Raw genomic sequence first — 17,500 nt, forward strand, 5'->3', positions numbered from 1 at the left:
CCGGTCAGCGGACCTCACCGTCGCGAAGGACACGAATGACGAGCCAGGTGACCGAAGCCGAACTGGAAGGCCTTCTCCGGAAGGCGCTGCACACCACGGGTACGGGCGCACGTTGGGCGGCCGACTCGGACGAGATGTGGTGCCGTGTCACGCCCGGGTCGGGCACACGGCGCGAGCAGGGGTGGAAGCTGCATGTGTCGGCGACGGCCGCCTCCGCGCCGGCTGTCCTCGGGAAGGCCCTGGAGGTGCTGCTGCGGGAGGAGTCGGCGTTCAAGTTCGCCCGGTCGCTGGACCGGGTGAGTGCGCTCAACTCCCGTGCCACGCCCCGGGGAAGCTCGGGCAAGTTCATCACCGTCTACCCGCGCTCCGACGCCGAGGCGGCCCGGCTCGCCCACGAGCTGCACGAGGCCACGGCGGGGCTGGCCGGCCCCCGGATCCTGTCCGACCAGCCGTACGTCGTGCACTCGCTGGTGCACTACCGGTACGGCTCGTTCGTCGGCCGGAGGCGGCTCTCGGACGACGGTCTGCTGGTGTGGTTCATCGAGGACCCCGACGGCAATCCCGTGGAGGACAAGCGCACCGGCCAGTACTCTCCGCCCTCTTGGGCTGTCTGCCCCTTCCCCACCACGGTTCCTGTCGTGCCAGGCGCGTCGGAAGGGACTGACGGGGCTGGCGGGGCTGGCAGGGCTGACGGGGCTGACGGGGCGAAGGCTCCGGTGCTGCTCGGTGGTCGTTTCGCGGTACGGGAGGCGATCCGGCACACCAACAAGGGCGGGGTCTACCGGGGGGCCGACGTCCGTACGGGCGCCCTCGTGGTGATCAAGGAGGCCCGCCCGCACGTGGAGGCCGACTCCTCCGGCTGTGACGTCCGTGACTGGTTGCGCGCCGAGGCCCGGACGCTGGAGAAGCTCAAGGGCACGGGGCTGGTTCCGGAGCCGCTCGCGTTGTTCGAGCACGGCGGGCACCTCTTCCTGGCGCAGGAGGAGGTACCGGGCGTCACCCTGCGCACCTGGGTCGCCGAGCACTTCCGCGACGTCGGAGCGGAGCGCTATCGCGCCGACGCGGTGGCGCAGGTCGCGCGTCTGGTGGACCTGGTCGCGGCGGCGCACGCGCGAGGCTGTGTGTTGCGGGACTTCACACCCGGCAACGTGATGGTCCGTCCGAACGGTGAGCTGCGCCTCATCGACCTCGAACTCGCCGTCCTGCAAGACGAGGCCGCCCTGCCGACCCGCGTGGGAACCCCCGGATTCAGTGCCCCCGAGCGCCTGGCCGACGCACCCGTCAGCCCTACGGGCGACTACTACAGCCTCGGTGCCACCGCGTGCTTCGTGCTGGCCGGGAAAGTACCGAACCTGCTGCCGGAGGAGCCTGCCGTCAGGACCACGGAGCAGCGGCTCGCCGCCTGGCTGACCGCCTGCACGGGGCCGCTCCGACTGCCGGACGGCCTCGCCGAGACCGTCCTCGGGCTGATGAAGGACGACCCCGCCGAGCGGTGGGGCCCTGCCCGGGCGCGCGAGGCCGTCCGGAGGACGTACCCGTTGCCGCCACAGAACCGCTCCGCGGCACGCCCGCCGGGGAACGCACGCCGTGACGCCAGCCGGAGTGACGGTCGTCCGCGCGACGCGGTGAGCGGGACCGTGGACCGCGCGGTGACCGGGATCGTGGGCCATCTCATCGCTTCGATGACCCCGGGGGACGAGGGCCGCCTGTGGCCCGTGTCCACCATGGCCGGGGAGGCCGACCCCTGCACCGTGCAGCAGGGCGCGGCCGGTGTCCTGGCCGTGCTGACGCGCTGCTGGGAACTCACCGGTGACGACCGCCTGCCCGAGCTGATCTCCACCGCGGGCCACTGGATCGCGGGCCGCACCGATCTCCGCTCCCCACGCCCCGGCCTGCACTTCGGCGGACGCGGAACCGCCTGGGCCCTGTACGACGCCGGGCGTGCCGTGGACGACCCGGGGCTCACGGACCACGCTCTGGCCCTGGCACTGGCCCCTCAGCAGTCGACACCGCATCACGACATCACCCACGGCAGCGCGGGCAGCGGGCTGGCCGCGGTCCACCTGTGGCACCGCACCGGTGATCCGCGCTTCGCCGAACTTGTCGTCGACGCGGCCGACCGGCTGGTCGCCGCGGCCCGGCGGGATCCGTCCGGTGTGAGCTGGCCGGTACCCGCGGAGGCCGTGTCCTCCGAGGGTGGCACACGGTACCTCGGCTTCGCCCACGGAAGCGCCGGCATCGGCTGCTTCCTCCTCGCCGCCGCGACCGTCTCTCGGCGCCCGGAGCACAGGGAGCTCGCGGTGGAAGTGGGCGAGCGCCTGCTGGGCGACGCCGTGCTGACCGGCGAAGCGGCCCAGTGGCCCGCCCAGGCCGGGGACCTGCCCACGGCACCGTACTGGTGCCACGGCGCGGCCGGTATCGGAACGTTCCTCGTCCGGCTGTGGCAGGCCACTGGGGACGACAGGTTCGGCGAACTCGCCCGCCGTAGTACGTACGCCGTCACCGAGCGCGCCTCCCGCGCGGCCCTCGGCCAGTGCCACGGCCTGGCGGGCAACGGTGACTTCCTCCTCGACATGGCCGACGCCACGGGTGACCCCGTCCACCGCGCCATGGCCGAGGACCTGGCCCGCCTCATCGTCAGCGAGAGGGCCCACCGCCATGCCCAGGTGGTCTTCCCCAACGAGTACGGGGACGTCTCGACCAGCTGGAGCGACGGATCCGCCGGAATCCTGGCTTTCCTCCTGCGGATCCGTCACGCAGACCCCCGGCACTGGATGGTCCGGATGCCGGTCTGAGCGGCAGCACGTCTGCCGCCAGCTCGCAGAACGAAAAGGAGAGACCCATGGAGAACCACGACATCGAACTGCTGGCCCGTCTCCACGCCCTTCCGGAGACCGACCCGGTCGGCGTCGACGGAGCGCCGTTCGCCGCGACGTGTGAGTGCGTCGGCCTGCTGACCCTGCTCAACACGGTCTGTATCGGCATCAGCTGCGCGTAGGACAGGCACCACCATCCGGCCGGCGGCCCACCCGGGAAGCCGCCGGCCGGATGCGCCCCCTTGCCGTGCGCCCAGGTGGCCACGGCCGGCGAACCCGTAGAGGAGCCCGACCGCATGCAGCTGCCCGCCGGTGACGCGGACCGACCCGACCCCGTGCAACGCCTCGCCGGTGCCGACGTCCTCGCCCCCACCGTCCCCGTGCCGACCGCCGTCACCGGCCGGCACGTCGCCCAGCACGTCCCCGAGCCCGTGTACGCCATCAGCGTGCGCGGCCTGGTCAAGAGCTACCCGGGCCCGCGGGGCAGCACCACCCACGCGGTGCGCGGCGTGGACCTGGACGTGGCGCAGGGCGAGACCTTCGCCTTCCTCGGGCCCAACGGCGCGGGGAAGTCCACGACCATCGCGGTGCTGTGTGCCCTGGCCCGCCCCACCGCAGGTCACGCCACCGTCGCCGGCGCCGACGTGCTCAGCCGACCCCACGAGGTGCGGCGACGAGTCGGCATGCTCTTCCAGCACAGCGCTCTGGACGCGGACCTGACAGCCGATCAGAACCTCCACATCCACGCACGGCTCTACGGGCTGTCCCGCCGCCATGCCCGTTCACGCGCCGCGGAGGTACTCGAGACGGCCGGGCTGACCGACCGGCGGCGCTCCCCGGTACGCACCCTGTCGGGCGGCATGCGGCGCCGTCTGGAGATCGCGCGGGCCCTGCTGCACTCCCCCCGTGTGCTCTTCCTGGACGAGCCGACCACCGGACTCGACCCGCACGCCCGCGCCCAGGTCTGGGACCATCTGCGGGCGCTGCGCGACCGGCAGGGCAGCACCCTCTTCGTCACCACCCACTACCTGGAGGAGGCGGAGAACTGTGAGCGCATCGCCATCATCGACCGCGGCCGCGTGGTGGCCATGGGCACGCCCCTCGCGCTGAAGGCCGCGATCGGGGACGACCTGGTCGTCCTGCGTACCAGCGACGACACCGCGGCCCGACGAGTCGTGCGTGGCGTCGTTCCGCCGGACCGCGCCGTCGCGGCGGACAGCGGCGGAGTCTCCCTGCGCGTGCCGGACGGCAGCACCTGGATTCCGCGCCTCTGCGCGGCACTGCAACGCCACGGCATCGCCGTACACGCCGCTGCCGCGGCCCCGCCCACGCTCGACGACGTCTTCTTCCACCACACCGGGCGGAGCCTCGACACCACCGAGCGCCACCCCACGCCGGCCGCCCCCGCAGCGCCGTGCGCAACCACGTCGGAGACCGGCGGCAGCCGATGACCGACCTCACCGTGCAGGCCCCGGACGCTCCCCGCACTCCGGAAGGCCCGGGTGCCCCGGGTGCCGCCGCCCCGTCCGGCGATACGGGCGTCCACGGCAGCGGGTGGCCGGCCCGTCTCCGGCACGAACTGCGCGCGATCCACGCCCTGGTCCACCGCGACCTGCTCCGGCTGGCGGGCCAGCGCACCCACACCGCGCTGATGCTGCTCCACCCGATGCTCTACCTCCTCGTGCTGGGAGGCGGACTGGCCGCCCTCATCCCCCGTGCTTCCCTGGGCGTCGGCTACCAGACGTATCTCTTCCCCGGCATGCTGATGATGACGGTGCAGACACCGGCCATCATGGTCGGCATCCGTCTGATCACCGACCGGCAGAGCGGCTACCTGCGGGAGCTCCTCATGGCCCCGGTCAGCCGCGCCACCCTCCTCCTGGGACTCTGCGCCGGCGGCACCATGACCGCCACGGCGCAAGGCGCCGTACTGCTCAGCCTCGCCGGCACGGTCGGCCTGCCCTACGACCCGCTGCTCCTCGTCCTGCTTCTCGGCGGGATGATCCTGGCCTCGTTCACCATCACCGCTCTGGCGCTGGCCCTGGCCGTGTCCCTCCGCAGGGCGGAGACGTTCCACACCCTCCTCGGCCTGATCATGATGCCGCTGCTGTTCCTCTCCGGCGGCTTCTTCCCCCTGCACGCCCTGCCCGGCTGGGCTCACACCCTCGCCGCCGCCAACCCGCTCGCCTACGCGGTGGACCTGCTCCGCCGCTGCGTCACCCACCGCGTGCCCGACCAGCAGGCGGCCGCCAGCATCGAATGGGCGGGCCGGCAGCCGTCCCTCCCCCTCGAAGCCGGCCTCCTCCTCGCCACGGGCGTCATCGCGCTCCTCTGGGCGGCGCGACGCTTCAGCCGTCCGGAGTGACACAGCGCCGTCCGGAGTGACCCACCTCGCCGGGCGCTGAAGGCGGCGCCGTCGGTGGGTCCGGCGGCCGCCGCGGACGCCCTGGGAGGAGTACGTGGTCAGGACGTGCCGACGCCGCTACGAGCCAGCGTGAACACCCCGAGGACGATCAGCGCGACACCCGCGAGCTGGGGCAACAGCCACCAGCCCGACCGTACGTGCTCCTCGTACAGCAGGACACCGAGACTCAGGCTCACGGTGGCGTCGCCGAGTGTCAGGGCAGGTTGCGAGGCGACGAGCGGACCGCCCTGCATGGCGTGTTCGAGCAGCAGCAGGGCCGCGATCCCCGCCGCGCAGAAGGCGTAGGTCTGCCAGGACGTCAGGAAGGCGCCGATGCCGCCGTCGCCGAGAATGTGCATGGACGTCTTCATGAGGGCGGCGGTGAGCGCGTAACAGATCGCCGTCGCGGCGCCGAGACAGCCGGCCCTCGCGCGCCCGGGCGGTCTGCGCAGTCCGATGGCGGCCAGGATCACCACGGCGACGGCACAGGTCCCCAGGGCCGGCACCCAGCGGTCCAGTGCCACATGGGTGCGGTTGCCGGTGGGCGAGGCGGCCCCGAGCGCCACCCCGAGGCCGAGCACGACTCCCGCCACGGCGACCCAGAGCCGGGCGGGCAGTCGTTCGCGTGTCAGGAGGGTGGCGATCAGCAGGGCGAGGGGAAGTTCGAGTACGAAGAGGGGCTGCACGAGGGCCAGCGGCCCGGTCGCGAGGGCCGCCGCCTGTCCGACACCGGCGGCGATGACGGCGAGGATGCCGGCCAGCCACAGGGGGCGGTGCAGCAGGTCGAGGATCAGTCCTGGCCGGAAGGAGTCGGACTGCGGGACGGTGAGCGCCGCACGCCGCTGCAGCACCGTGGCCAGCGCGTTGCTGAACGCGGCGAAGAGCGAGAAGAGGACCGGCAGGACGACGCCCATGGACCCCGATCCTCACCGGGGCGGCGGCCGACCGGGGGGCGACACCGGCGGGCGCCCGTACGAAGGACCCGGTCGGGCCAACGCCGCTCTCGGACGGTGCCGGGCGGACAGGGGGAGGAAGTGCCGTGCTCACCGCCCGGACCATCGGCCGCAGACCGCGTGGAGCCGCCCGGCCCCCTGCTCCGATACGAGCGGGAGCCGGGCGGTCGAGTGCCTCCGGTGCGGGGCCGGGCGTGCCTAGGGCGCGATCTCGAACTGCGGCGGCTGGAGGCCCGCCAGACAACGGGTGTCCGGCGCGGCCGGGTCGGCGAAGAACGAGGTGGTGATCGTCTGCGCGCACGGCGAGTCGGCGAAGACCACGTGGGCCACGTAGGGGACCGTGACGGCGTGGGACCGGCTCAGCGTCCGGGCCACGTAGGCCCCGTTGCTGGCGGCGGTCTGGGCGTCGAAGCCACCGGACAGGGCGAGGGTGGGAATGTCGCTGCGGGTCACGTCCCGGATCCAGGGCGGTGCCGGGGGGACGTCCCAGGCGCGGCAGTCGTCGTGGAGCCAGGCGAGTTGAGGGGCGTTGGCCAGCATCGACCGGGGGAACGACGGGAACGCGCGGTGTCCGCCCCGGATGACGTCGGCGCGGCTCTCGTACGGGGTCCACTGGCTGCAGAAGATGCCGTAGACCAGCCCGTGGGCGACCCTTCCGATGGCCTGCGGGCTGTACTTGCCGCCCGCGAGCTGCTCGGCGATCCGCTGCCCGTTGCCGTGGGCGAGTTCGTCGATGGAGCGGGGCACTCCTTCCGCCACGTGGGTGGCCGAGGTCAGCCAGGTGACCAGGTTGCTCCCGTCCAGCACGACCTTCACCGGCTCCGGGTGTACCGGGACCGTGACGGTGGTGGTGATCGGGTTGGCCTCCAGCTCACTGACGAGGCGGAGGAAGACGGCCTTCAGGTTCGGGTAGCGGGTGTTGCAGGCGGGCTGCTCCGCACAGGCCTTGAACAGACCGTCGAAGCCCTCTCGTGCGGCCTTCCAGGTGACGGCTCCGCCGCCCAGGGACGGCGGCAGGACGCCGTCGATGCCGACCGACCTGATGCCCTTCGGGTGCAGGCGCATGTAGTTGAGCGCCAGGTGGGTGCCGTAGGAGATGCCGAAGACATTCCACTTCTTGACGCCCAGCGTCTTGCGCAGGACGTCGTAGTCGGCCGAGCTCTCGATGTCGTTGTAGGCGCTGCGATCGGCGCCCAGGCCGTCCACCCGGTCACGGCAGGCCCGGGTGGCGTCGACGTGCAGGCGGCCGGTGGACGGCGCGTTGGAGACGAGACCGAGGGCGCGGGCGTTGAACTCGTCGATGTTCGGGCAGGTGAGCACCGGGTCGGCCGAGTAGGTGCCGCGCTGGGACATGAAGATCACGTCACGGTCGCGGTTCAGGTGGCCGGCCAGCGCCATCGGGATCTCGGAGACCGCGTCGTCGCCGGGTCCGCCGGCGAGCCACACGATCGGGTCGGGCGCCGGTCTTCTGGACTCCGCCGGCATGATCGCGACGGCGAGGGTGATCCTGCGTCCTTCGTGCGCCCTGGGGCCCTTGGACTCCTTCGGGCCGTGGGGTCCGTGGGGTCCGTTCGCCCGGGAACGGTTCTCGGGCACGGTGAGGGTGCCGCAGCGGGCGCGCGCGAGATCGGGGATCGGGTCCGCCGTCCTGGGGCAGGGGCCCGGTTCGAAGCGGGCGTCGCCCACAGTGCGGGCGACCGTGCCGATCGGGACGTCGGTGCCGGACTCGGCGTGTGCGGGCATCGCGGCGAGGCCGACGACGAGGGCGCCGGCCGTGGCTCCTGCCAGCGTCGCCGGTAGCCGTCGGGCGGGGCGCCGACGAGGGGTCGTGCGAGGGGACATCGTGCGTCCTCCGGGTCAGGGGATGATGGTGAAGGGTCTGGGTACGACATCCGCCACGCAGCGGGTGTCGGGCGCGGTCGGCCGGGCCAGGAAGGAGCGCAGGACCGACGCGGCGCAGGGCTCCTGGGGCACCACCCAGTGGGTGATCCCGGGGACGATCACCGCGGTCGAGCGGGGCAGTGTGCGGCCGGCGAACGGCCCCCAGCTCGCTCCGGTCTTCGCGTCGAAGGTCCCGGTGATGATGAGCGCGGGCACCCTGCTGTGGGCGGCGATCCGCTGGACCGGGGTGCGGTCCGGTACGTTCCAGGCACGGCACAGGTCGTGCTCGAAGGGCAGCTGCGGGGCGTGGGCCAGCACGGAGTCCGGGAAGCCGGGGAAGGCGCGTCGGCCCGCCTCCAGCACGTCGCGCTTCGAGTAGCCCGGTGCCCACTCGGCGCAGGCCACCGAGTGCGTCAGCCCGTGGGCGAACTCGCCGATGGCGGGCGTCGCGCCGGCGGCCTGGGCCCGTGCGAGGCGCTCCGGATCGCCTGCGGCGAGTTCGTAGAGCGCGGCGGGGACGTCGGCGGACGGGACGAGTTGACCGTTGGTCACCAGCAGGTTCACCAGCGTGCCCCCGTCGAGGACCACCTTGACCGGGGTTCCGCCGCCGGGCGGCGGCACGGTCAGCTTCAGGGGGTTCGCCTCCAGCCGCCGGACCTGCTCGGTGAGCGTGCGGGAGAGGTCCGGGTAGCGGGACTTGCAGGCGGGCTGGGCCTCACATGCCGCGAAGATCGCGTTGATCCCCTCCTGGGCGCTGTCCCAGGCCCACGGCAGGCTCACGGTCTGCGGCGGCACGACCGAGTCGATCGCCAGCGAGCGGATGCCCTGGGGGTGCCGGCGCAGGTAGGTGAGGCCCAGGTCGGTACCGTACGAGTAGCCGTAGACGTTCCACTTCCTGATGCCCAGGGCCTTGCGGAGGTCGGCGAAGTCCGCGGCGTTCTCGGTGGTGTTGTAGGCCGAGAGGTCGCTTCCCTCGGCCGTGAGGCGGTCCCGGCACTGCTTCGCCGCGCGGACCAGCCCTCGTCCGGTGGACGGCGCGTCGTAGGGCAGTCCGACGGCGGTCGCGTTGAACCGGTCCATCTCCGGGCAGGCGAGGTTCGGCTGCGAGTGGAGGGCGCCGCGCTGGGTCATGACGATCAGATCGCGGTCCCGGTTCACCTGAGAGGCGATCAGGAAGGGGATGGCCCCGATCGCGTCGCCGCCGGGCCCGCCTTCCATGAACACCACCGGGTCCGCGGCGGGCTTCGCCGCGGTCGCCGGAATGATCACGACGGCGGTCCGGATGGTCCGGGTCTTCTTGCGGGTGCGGTTCTCGGGCACCTCCAGGAACCCGCACCGCCCGGGGATCGGCTCCGGAGCCTCGGGGCACGGACCGGGCACGAAGCGTGCCGGGTGTCCCGGCCCGGGCCCCTCGGCAGAGGGTGACAGCGCGCTGCCGGGGGTGGGGCTGAGCGCGCCGATCACCGCCAGGCCTGCCGCGACGAGCGCCGTCCGGGTACGCGCGCGGTGGGGGCTCCTCGCCAGGGGGATGTGTCGCGCCGTCCGGCGCCGTACGGTCCGGGCGCTCCCGCGAACGGACGGCAGGTCGTCCGGACCGATGTTCTGTTCCGCCATGTGATCCCGTCTCTCGGACATCCCCTGCCGTTCGGGGCCGGGGGGCGTGGGCGTGGCCGCCCGCCGCGTGGTCCGGCGAGGTCGGCGCTCGCCAGCTTGCGTCCGTGCCGGCGGGCTCACCACTCAAGGAGTCCACTCGGAGCAGGCGTTCGCCGCGGTCGGCTGAGCCGTGCGGCCGCACAGCCCTCGCCGCCGGCGGGCCCACCGGGACGGCGGGGCGTACGGGTGCTCCCGGCGGGGCGGCGGCCCCGGGCCCTCCGGCTGTCGCAGCCACCGGGGCGGGGTGAGCCGGGGCCGGCCGCTGGGGTCGTCGCACGGGAACTCCGGACCGCCGTGCCCGAGGGCGCGGACCCACCGCCGGACTCCACGAGCCCTGCGCGAACTCGTGGGCCACGCACGGATCCTGCTCGCGACGGTGCGCTCTGCCGGCCGGCGTGCAGGCACGGCCGCGACGCCCTGCCGCGCGGGTGCCGACGACAGTCGGCGGCCACCTCGCCGTACCCCTCCATGGGGCCAACCAGGTGACGGTCCGAGGCTCCGAAGGACAGCATTTCGGCCGCCGCGACACGATCGCTCCTATCGTGGAACAGCACACGACGGCGGTCGACCTCGGGACGGGCAGCGGAATGAACGTACAGCAGGTCGACTACGCAGCCGTGTTCCAGGCCCTGCCCGGCATGGTCGCGCTGCTCACCCCCGACCTGGTGTACGTCGACGTCAACGAGGACTTCGCACGTCTCGCCGGGCGTTCCCGCGCCGAGTTGGTCGGCCGCTACATCTTCGACGCCTTTCCCGAGAACCCCGGCGACCCGGCCGCCGCCGGCATGCGGGAGACCGAGGCGTCGATGCTGCGCGTGGTCGCCACCGGCGAGCGCGACACCATGGCTCTGCTCCGCTACGACATCGAGGATTCCCAGCGGCCCGGCCACTGGCAGGAGCACTACTGGAGCCCGGTCAACGCGCCCGTGCTGGGCGCCGACGATCAGGTGGTGCTGATCGTGCACCGGGTGGAGGAGGTCACTTCGCTCATCCGTGCCCGTGGCGGTCTTGCGGGTACCACCAAGGCAGCCCGGCTGGAGGCCGAGCTCTACACGCGCTCCCGGGAGCTGCAGGAGGTCAATGAGCGCCTGCGCAAGGCGCACGCCCGGGAGCGCAAGGTGGCGCTGGCCCTCCAGGCGGCGATGCTCCCCTCCCCCGGGCCCGTCGGACATCATCGGGCGGCCGTGCGCTACCGCCCCGCGGTCGGCGGCCTCAACGTGTGCGGCGACTGGTACGACCTGGTCGGCCTCCCCGGGGACCGTATGGCGGTGGCCGTGGGAGACGTGGTGGGTCACGGCCTCACCGCCGCCTGCGTCATAGGACAACTGCGCAGCGCACTGAGCGCGGCGACGCTCGTCGCCGACGGCCCGGCCCAGGCGCTCGAAGTCCTCGGGCTCTACGCCCGCTCCGTCGAGGGCGCCGAGGCGTCCACCGTGGCGACGACCTTCATCGACTGGAGCACCCACACCCTCACGTACAGCAGCGCCGGCCATCCTCCGCCCGCACTGCTGACCCCCGGCGGCGACGTGGTCTTCCTCGACCGGGCGACGGACCCGCCGCTCGGCGCCCGCCCGGAACACGTGTCGGGCCCCCAGGCGACCGCTGCCTTCCGTGAGGGCGCCACGCTGGTGATGTACACCGACGGCCTGATCGAGCGCCGCACGGAGGACATCGACGTCGGCCTCGCGCGCCTCGCCGACTCCCTGCGGAGGCATGGGCGAGAAGACCCCGAGGTTCTGGCCGACGCCCTCCTCGCGGACCTCTTGAACACCGACCGCAACACCGATGACACGGCGCTCGTCGTCATCCGCCTCTGAACCGCGGGCCCGCCCGTGGCGTCCATGGCCGCTCGGCGACCCACCCCGTACGCTCGACGACGTGCAGCCCTCGACCGAGCCCCCTGAGCACGTCCGCTCCTCCGACGGCCGACCGCGCCGACTGCTGGTCCTGCGACACGCCAAGAGCGCCTGGCCCGAGAACGTGGCCGACCGGGACCGGCCCCTCGGTCCGCGCGGGCTGCGTGACGCCCCGGCCGTCGGGCGCTTCCTGGCCGAGGCCGGCGGACCGCCCGACCTGGTCCTGTGCTCCCCGGCCCGGCGCGCCCGCCACACCTGGGAACTCGCAGCCGCGGAGCTGGACGACGCCGTGCCGACCCGTCACGACCCGCGGCTGTACGGCGCCGACGGCCCCGAACTGCTCGACGTCCTCCACGGCGTGTCCGACGAGGTCGGGACGTTGCTCCTGGTCGGGCACAACCCCGGCCTGGAGGACCTGGTCCTGCTGCTGGCGGCCGGGGCGGACGGGGCGGCCGCCGCAGCGGGCACGGTCCAGGACGTCCTGGACCGGGTACGGACCAAGTTCCCGACGTCCGCGATCGCCTTCCTCGCCCTGTACGGCCCGTGGACCGACCTGCGCCCCGGCGAGGCGCTCCTGACGGGCCTGGCGATTCCTCGCGGGGTGCGCGACCCGTCCTGATCGGGTGGCACCCGCGTGTCCTCGACGGGGGCGCCGGTCGCCGTCACGTCACCAGGTGCGGTCGAGCAAGTGGGTGAAGAGCACGTCCAGTTCCCGTGCCGCGGAGTGCCTCAGCGGCGCCTCTCGCAGTGCGTGGCGGGCGGCGTCCTGGTGCCGGCGTGCCTCCTCGCGGGTCCGGGTCCGCCCGCCGGCCTCCTCCACGAGCGCCGCGACGCGTGCGGCGGTCGCGCCGTCGATCGGCCGGCCGGACGCGAGCAGCGCGTCGAGTTCGTGTGCGGCCTTGCCTCCGCCGGCCAGTGCGACGAGGACCGGGTACGTCTTCTTGCCCTGCCGGAGGTCGGCGTGGACGGGTTTTCCGGTGACTCCCGGGTCGCCCCAGATGCCGAGGATGTCGTCCACCGCCTGGAAGGCGAGGCCGAGGTGGCGGCCGGCTCGGTCGAGCGTGGTCACGGTCCGGTCGGGGGCGCCGCCGAGGACCGCGCCGAGCGCGAGCGCGCAGCCCAGCAGGGCGCCTGTCTTGTGCTCGGCCATGGACCGGTACTCGTCCGGCTCGACCGCGCCGGGTCCGGACCAAGGGCGGTCCTCGAAGCGCAGGTCCTCCGCCTGGCCGGACACCAGCGTGGTCAGGGTCCCGCAGAGGTGTCGCACCGCGGCCCCCGTGCAGGGTCCCGGGGCCTCCGCCAGGCTCGTCACGGCCTGGGCGAGGAGCGCGTCGCCGGCCAGCACGGCCGGGCCGGTCCCGTAGGACTTCCACACCGCGGGGCGCTGCCGGCGCAGCGCGTCGGCGTCCATGATGTCGTCGTGCAGCAGGGAGAAGGTGTGCACGAGTTCGACGGCGACGGCACCCGGGACGGCTTCTGCCGCGTCCGCGCCGACCGCCTCCGCCCCGAGCAGGGCGAGCGCCTGCCGCACGCCCTTGCCCTCGGATCCGCCGGGATCCGGGGTTCCCGCCGTATCGGCCCAGCCCAGCGCGTACGCCGCCATCTCACCGGTCCAGGGGTGCAGCCGGGCCACCGCCTCCACCAGCGAGGGCCGCACCCGGTCGCGGCACCGGTCCAGGAGGCCGGTCGCCGAGGCCTCGTGCACACGGGAGCCGTTCACCGCGGTCACGGCCGTGGCGCCGGGCGCGCCGGTGAGGGTGCAGACCGGTCGGGCGGATGTCGGGAGGGCACTCACCGCAGCCCCTCCACGTCGACCTTCCGCAGGGCTTCCGCCCCGACTGCCGGCAGCACCGGGCCGGCTTCCCCCGGTCCGTCTCCGGCGGGGTCCGGCAGTGGGCCGACACCCAGCTCGGCCGCGGCCTTGTCCACCATGTCCCGGGCGTGCCGCAGCCCGATGCGGTCCAGCGTCGTGCGGAGTCCGGTGAGTTCCGCGGCGGTGTGCGCGGCGTCGCGGCCCAGTCGGGCGTCGGCCTTGACCAGTCCCAGCGTCGACAGTGCCGTCCCCCTCGGCTCCTCCATCTCGCGGAACTCCTCAAGGGCCTGCGCGTACAGCTCACGGGCCTGCTCGTAGCGGCCCGCCCGGTACAGCACGTTGCCACGCATCTTGTGGTTGTAGGCGAGCGCGCCGGCCAGCCGTACCTCCCGGCATGCCTCCTCCGCCCGCGACAGCAGGGACAGCGCGCGCTCCACGTCCCCGTCCCGTACGGACACCACGTCGGCGATGCCCCGCAGGGCCCATGCCCATCCGCGTCGGTCCTCGGCGCGCGACGCCGTCTCGGCCGCCTCCTCGAAGAGGGCCAGCGCCTTGTCGTAGGAGCCGGTGTTGCGGTGCATCTGCGCGATGCCCTCCAGGGCCCAGACCGTGTGGCGGGCCTCGCCGCGACGGCGGGCCTCGGCCAGCAGCTGTTCGTGCAGCCGCCCCACCGCCTCGTAGTCGCCCTGGATGCGCCCGGTCTCGGCGAGCCCCGCCAGCGAGTAGCCCCGCACGACGACGTCCCCGCCCCGCTCGCCCGCCTCGGCCGCGAGCCCCAGCAGCCGGTACGCCAGCCTGAGCGCACCGCGCTGGCGGGCCAGTGTGCCGCCGCTCCACAGCGCCCACGCCATGGCTCCCTCGTGACCGGCCGAACGTGCCGCCCGATAGCTCGCCTTCCACGCCCGGTCGGCCTCATCGATCCGCCCGAGCCTGCGGCATGCCTCCGCCACGGCCAGCCCGCAGCGCGCGGCCTCCCGCCGGTCTCCGGCCTCCTCCGCCGCCCGGAGTTCCCGGACGCCCCGGGCGAGTACCTCGGGCAGGGAGGCGTTCACCGACAGCGACCCCAGCGCCCCTTGGTACTCCGGCGCCGACGCCATCGTCGGCATCTCCGTCACCTGACCTGCCATCAGAACCTCCTCGGGTCGGCTCGACGATCAAGCCGACGCGTGGATCAAGACGGTTGTGCCGGGCCCGGGTTCCTCATCGGTGGCAATGTCCGTCTCCGTATGGGCAGTGGATCATCCTCAAGTACTACGCGGAAGCCGCGGTTCCTCAGTGAGACGGACGCCGGAGCGCGGTGCGGTGTGGGAGGGCCGCCGTGCGGCGGCCGAAGCCGGGCGGCGGCCGCGGCGGGGTGCCACGGCCGCCGCGCGCGTCAGCCGGCCGGGCACTCCTTCCACGCCAGGTGGTAGACGGTGCTGATGTCACCGTCCGTGGAGTCCATGGTCATGTAGCTGGTGGCGCCCGGGCTCGACGTGCCGGCGTTCACCCGGAGTTCGGTGTTGATGTTGAAGTTGCGCTGTACACCGCAGGGCGCCCACACCAGTTGGGCCCAGTCGGTGTCGTCGGTCGCCTGCCAGTTGTCCTCGTACGGGCCCCTGAAGGTGTGCGTGCGGGAGGCCGTGTTCGGCGAGCCCTGGAAGTAGTACGAGGCTTTCTCCGTGCTGCTCGCTCCGCGCTGGAGCGAGGCGTAGCCCCGGTAGTCGGCGCTGGCGATCGCGTAGGTGAACCCCTGCGGCACGTGCACCAGAAGGTTCAGCTGACAGTTCCTGCGGGCCGCCGTGGGGGACGATCCGCCGCCCACCTGTGCGAGGTACTCGCTGTAGGTGACGGTGAAGGCGGTGTTGTCCTCGGACACGGCGATGGCGGCGGTGCCCAGGGGGCAGCCGGATCCGTTCACCGTGGCGATGTCGATGACGATCCTGTCCGGCGGCGGGTCGACGATCGACCCCGGGCCGGCCTGGGCGGGCAGGGCCGAGGCGAACAGGGCGGCGACCGCCGCGCTGACGAGCAGGGGAACTCTCATGTTTCTCCCATCCGGTGCTTCGGTTCCCGACGGGCGCGGACGCACGGGTGCGTCGCGCCACGGGCTGGGATGCGGCGCGCCACGCTCAGGGGCGGCGGCCGTCACGGACCTACTTCGGTGGAGACCTGGTGCGGGGAATCCTGTAGGCCGGACCTACGCAGCGGGGTAGTCCAACCGGCAATGGTTGAACTATCATGCGTGTGAACTCTGTCCGACCGCCCCGCCGGTGTGAGCGGGGATGGTCGAATGCTAGGTGCCCGCGCACGCCGGGACAGGGTGGCGCCCAGCCATTAACCGCATCGCGGACCACCCACTTTTTGGCGTGGAAGAGCGCACGCGCCTCTTGACCCCTGCGAGGCGGGGCTGCGGCCCGGGGCCGGCCCACCCACTCGCCGACCGGCCTGTGCACCGGCCGAGGAGTGGGTTCGGGTGGCAATCAGTCGACCTGGTGCACCAGTTGGCTGGTCAGTTCGTACCGCGCGCCGACGATCGCGAGCCGTCCCGCCCCGATCCTCGGAGCGAGGTCGGGCTCCGAGGCGAGCTGCGACCGCACCCGCCGCACCTGCGCCGAGACGGTCGCGTCGATGCGGGCGGCGCCCTCCTGAGCGTGGTCGATCGCGGGTTTGATCCGGTCGGCGATGTACTGGATGTGCGCGGGAAGCCGCTCACCGGTCTGCTCGGCGTGGACGGCCGCGGACACGGCGCCGCACGACTGGTGTCCGAGCACCACGACGAGCGGGATGTCCAGCTCCAGCACTCCGTACGCCACGCTGCCGAGCACCGCCTCGTCCAGGACCTCTCCGGCGGAACGTACGGTGAGCAGATCGCCCAGTCCCTGGTCGAAGACGAGCTCGGGCGCTACGCGGGAGTCGATGCAGCCGAGTACGACGGCGAACGGATGCTGTCCGGAGACCATCTCTCTCCGGACGGCGAGCGACTCGTGAGGGTGCCGCTCGTGGCGGGTGCGCCAGCGCAGGTTGCCCGCGTTCAGCTCGCGTAAGGCCGCTGCGGGCGTGGCGGGTCGCGGCTTTCCGTTCGGCCGAGGCGTCGCCGACGCCGACGGAAGGTCCCACGCCCAGGACCCTGCGGTCAGCGCCGCTCCGGTGAGGGCGGTGCGCAGCAGGGTGCGGCGCGAGGAGGGCGTGGCCGCGGAAGGGCTCTGGGATATGTGAGGTTCAGAGGAAGGAGGAGTCACACGAGGAACGTACGGCCCGGTGGGCCCGCCCGGGCGGGCCTTGCTCCACCCATTGCTCAACGCTCAGAACCTCTTTGACGACTCTTGAAGTCAGGGGATGACAGCGAGGACGATCTTGCCGGTGGTGCGCCCGGTCTCACCCGAGGCATGGGCCCGGGCCGCTTCGTCGAGAGGGAAGACCTGGTCGACGATCACGCGCAGGCGGCCGTCCTCGACCAGCGAGGTGATCTCGCGCAGTCCCGTGTGGTCGGGCCCTGTCCCCGATCCCACCGCCGCCGGCACCGCGCCCACCCAGGCGTGGGCCATGGAACGCCTGCCGAACCCCTCGCTCTCGCCGCCGTGGCCGCCCACGCCCACGTCAGCGTGCGCACCTTCACCCGGCGGTTCCGCGCCGAGGTCGGCATGAGTCCCGGCCAGTGGCTCGTCCTCCGGCGCGTCGACCTCGCCCGGCACCTGCTGGAGACCACCGACCGGCCCGTCGATCTCGTCGCCGACCGGGCAGGCTTCGGCACGGGCGTCTCTCTCCGCACACACCTGCACGCCGCCCTCGGGACCACACCCCAGGCCTATCGCCGCACCTTCCGCCCGGCGTCCGTCACCGCCTGACGCGGGACCCGGTCGTCTTCAGGGAGACACCCGGTCCTGGAGGGCCGACTGCCAGGCGGGGGCGGGGATCGGTGGCTTGCTCTCGGGGCGTCGGCCGCCCTGGGCGAAGAAGTCGACGAGCGGCAGCAGGGCCGCGCCGACGGTGACCGCCTCCGGGCCGAGGGTGCCGAGACCGATGCCGGTTCGGCTGGCCGGGTGCGTGAGGGCGTACTCCCGCGCGTAGCCGGACACGGTTTCGAGGAAGCGGGTGCCGAGCTGGAGGCCGGCCCAGCCGCCGACCAGGATGCGCTCGGGCTG

Annotated in this window: 14 protein-coding genes and 2 pseudogenes; 7 read left to right on the forward strand and 9 right to left on the reverse strand. The window is 73.2% G+C overall.

Features of this window, described 5'->3' with window-relative positions:
* Window positions 1-35: 35 nt before the first annotated feature.
* The 4 genes from lanL to IF00_RS0117995 all read left to right on the forward strand — a co-directional run bounded on the left by lanL (window position 36) and on the right by IF00_RS0117995 (window position 5,181).
* Window positions 36-2,795, forward strand: coding sequence for a class IV lanthionine synthetase LanL (lanL, locus tag IF00_RS0117980; RefSeq protein WP_030319239.1), 2,760 nt, complete (start codon window positions 36-38; stop codon window positions 2,793-2,795).
* 47 nt (window positions 2,796-2,842) lie between these two features.
* Window positions 2,843-2,998, forward strand: coding sequence for a VenA family class IV lanthipeptide (locus tag IF00_RS46150; protein ID WP_167346868.1), 156 nt, complete (start codon window positions 2,843-2,845; stop codon window positions 2,996-2,998).
* A 114-nt stretch (window positions 2,999-3,112) separates the two neighbouring features.
* On the forward strand, window positions 3,113-4,267 hold the full coding sequence (locus IF00_RS0117990) for an ABC transporter ATP-binding protein (protein WP_078944733.1): 1,155 nt from the start codon (window positions 3,113-3,115) through the stop codon (window positions 4,265-4,267).
* On the forward strand, window positions 4,264-5,181 hold the full coding sequence (locus IF00_RS0117995; RefSeq protein ID WP_030319242.1) for an ABC transporter permease: 918 nt from the start codon (window positions 4,264-4,266) through the stop codon (window positions 5,179-5,181). The genes IF00_RS0117990 and IF00_RS0117995 overlap by 4 nt, the downstream gene beginning before the upstream one ends.
* 98 nt (window positions 5,182-5,279) lie before the next feature.
* Here the strand turns inward: IF00_RS0117995 and IF00_RS0118000 are convergent, their stop codons facing one another.
* The 3 genes from IF00_RS0118000 to IF00_RS0118010 form a co-directional block, all read right to left on the reverse strand.
* The gene (locus IF00_RS0118000) at window positions 5,280-6,134 is read right to left on the reverse strand and encodes a DMT family transporter (protein WP_030319243.1); all 855 of its coding nucleotides are present in this window, start codon (window positions 6,132-6,134) and stop codon (window positions 5,280-5,282) included.
* 237 nt (window positions 6,135-6,371) lie between these two features.
* Window positions 6,372-8,015 (reverse strand): alpha/beta fold hydrolase, encoded by a 1,644-nt coding sequence (locus IF00_RS0118005; protein WP_030319244.1) that lies wholly within the window; start codon window positions 8,013-8,015, stop codon window positions 6,372-6,374.
* 15 nt (window positions 8,016-8,030) lie between these two features.
* Window positions 8,031-9,668, reverse strand: coding sequence for an alpha/beta hydrolase (locus tag IF00_RS0118010; RefSeq protein ID WP_245234555.1), 1,638 nt, complete (start codon window positions 9,666-9,668; stop codon window positions 8,031-8,033).
* 626 nt (window positions 9,669-10,294) lie between these two features.
* On the opposite strand from IF00_RS0118010, the gene IF00_RS0118015 reads away from it, so the two are divergent.
* Together IF00_RS0118015 and IF00_RS0118020 are read left to right on the forward strand one after the other, a co-directional pair.
* Entirely contained in the window at window positions 10,295-11,524 is a 1,230-nt protein-coding gene (locus IF00_RS0118015) for a PP2C family protein-serine/threonine phosphatase (RefSeq protein WP_030319249.1), read from the forward strand.
* 61 nt (window positions 11,525-11,585) lie between these two features.
* Window positions 11,586-12,182 (forward strand): SixA phosphatase family protein, encoded by a 597-nt coding sequence (locus IF00_RS0118020; protein WP_030319251.1) that lies wholly within the window; start codon window positions 11,586-11,588, stop codon window positions 12,180-12,182.
* A 48-nt stretch (window positions 12,183-12,230) separates the two neighbouring features.
* On the opposite strand, the gene IF00_RS0118025 is transcribed toward IF00_RS0118020, so the two are convergent.
* From IF00_RS0118025 to IF00_RS0118045, 5 genes are all read right to left on the reverse strand, one after another.
* The gene (locus IF00_RS0118025; RefSeq protein ID WP_030319253.1) at window positions 12,231-13,283 is read right to left on the reverse strand and encodes a polyprenyl synthetase family protein; all 1,053 of its coding nucleotides are present in this window, start codon (window positions 13,281-13,283) and stop codon (window positions 12,231-12,233) included.
* A gap of 71 nt (window positions 13,284-13,354) precedes the next feature.
* Window positions 13,355-14,503 (reverse strand): tetratricopeptide repeat protein, encoded by a 1,149-nt coding sequence (locus IF00_RS0118030; RefSeq protein WP_030319254.1) that lies wholly within the window; start codon window positions 14,501-14,503, stop codon window positions 13,355-13,357.
* A gap of 248 nt (window positions 14,504-14,751) precedes the next feature.
* Window positions 14,752-15,402: a DUF4360 domain-containing protein gene (locus IF00_RS0118035; protein WP_030319257.1), complete on the reverse strand. Its 651-nt coding sequence runs from the start codon at window positions 15,400-15,402 to the stop codon at window positions 14,752-14,754.
* 436 nt (window positions 15,403-15,838) lie between these two features.
* On the reverse strand, window positions 15,839-16,570 hold the full coding sequence (locus IF00_RS0118040; protein WP_030319258.1) for a carbonic anhydrase: 732 nt from the start codon (window positions 16,568-16,570) through the stop codon (window positions 15,839-15,841).
* A 117-nt stretch (window positions 16,571-16,687) separates the two neighbouring features.
* Window positions 16,688-16,903, reverse strand: coding sequence for a zinc-binding dehydrogenase (locus IF00_RS0118045; protein WP_030319259.1), 216 nt, complete (start codon window positions 16,901-16,903; stop codon window positions 16,688-16,690).
* On the opposite strand from IF00_RS0118045, the pseudogene IF00_RS0118050 reads away from it, so the two are divergent.
* Window positions 16,851-17,203, forward strand: a pseudogene (locus tag IF00_RS0118050) (helix-turn-helix domain-containing protein); the annotation flags it as partial. The gene IF00_RS0118045 and the pseudogene IF00_RS0118050 sit on opposite strands and share 53 nt — an antisense overlap.
* An 18-nt stretch (window positions 17,204-17,221) precedes the next feature.
* Here IF00_RS0118050 and IF00_RS0118055 read toward each other — a convergent pair.
* Window positions 17,222-17,500, reverse strand: a pseudogene (locus IF00_RS0118055) (sugar kinase); the annotation flags it as partial.

It is taken from the genome of Streptomyces flavochromogenes (assembly GCF_000717595.1).
Lineage (GTDB): Bacteria > Actinomycetota > Actinomycetes > Streptomycetales > Streptomycetaceae > Streptomyces > Streptomyces flavochromogenes.

What these genes read in the sequence shown, in the direction of transcription:
- lanL (WP_030319239.1), top strand. Translation starts at nt 36, where the DNA reads ATGACGAGCCAGGTGACCGAAGCCGAACTGGAAGGCCTTCTCCGGAAG.
- IF00_RS46150 (WP_167346868.1), top strand. Translation starts at nt 2,843, where the DNA reads ATGGAGAACCACGACATCGAACTGCTGGCCCGTCTCCACGCCCTTCCG.
- IF00_RS0117990 (WP_078944733.1), top strand. Translation starts at nt 3,113, where the DNA reads ATGCAGCTGCCCGCCGGTGACGCGGACCGACCCGACCCCGTGCAACGC.
- IF00_RS0117995 (WP_030319242.1), top strand. Translation starts at nt 4,264, where the DNA reads ATGACCGACCTCACCGTGCAGGCCCCGGACGCTCCCCGCACTCCGGAA.
- IF00_RS0118000 (WP_030319243.1), bottom strand. Translation starts at nt 6,134, where the DNA reads ATGGGCGTCGTCCTGCCGGTCCTCTTCTCGCTCTTCGCCGCGTTCAGC.
- IF00_RS0118005 (WP_030319244.1), bottom strand. Translation starts at nt 8,015, where the DNA reads ATGTCCCCTCGCACGACCCCTCGTCGGCGCCCCGCCCGACGGCTACCG.
- IF00_RS0118010 (WP_245234555.1), bottom strand. Translation starts at nt 9,668, where the DNA reads ATGGCGGAACAGAACATCGGTCCGGACGACCTGCCGTCCGTTCGCGGG.
- IF00_RS0118015 (WP_030319249.1), top strand. Translation starts at nt 10,295, where the DNA reads ATGAACGTACAGCAGGTCGACTACGCAGCCGTGTTCCAGGCCCTGCCC.
- IF00_RS0118030 (WP_030319254.1), bottom strand. Translation starts at nt 14,503, where the DNA reads ATGGCAGGTCAGGTGACGGAGATGCCGACGATGGCGTCGGCGCCGGAG.
- IF00_RS0118035 (WP_030319257.1), bottom strand. Translation starts at nt 15,402, where the DNA reads ATGAGAGTTCCCCTGCTCGTCAGCGCGGCGGTCGCCGCCCTGTTCGCC.
- IF00_RS0118045 (WP_030319259.1), bottom strand. Translation starts at nt 16,903, where the DNA reads ATGGCCCACGCCTGGGTGGGCGCGGTGCCGGCGGCGGTGGGATCGGGG.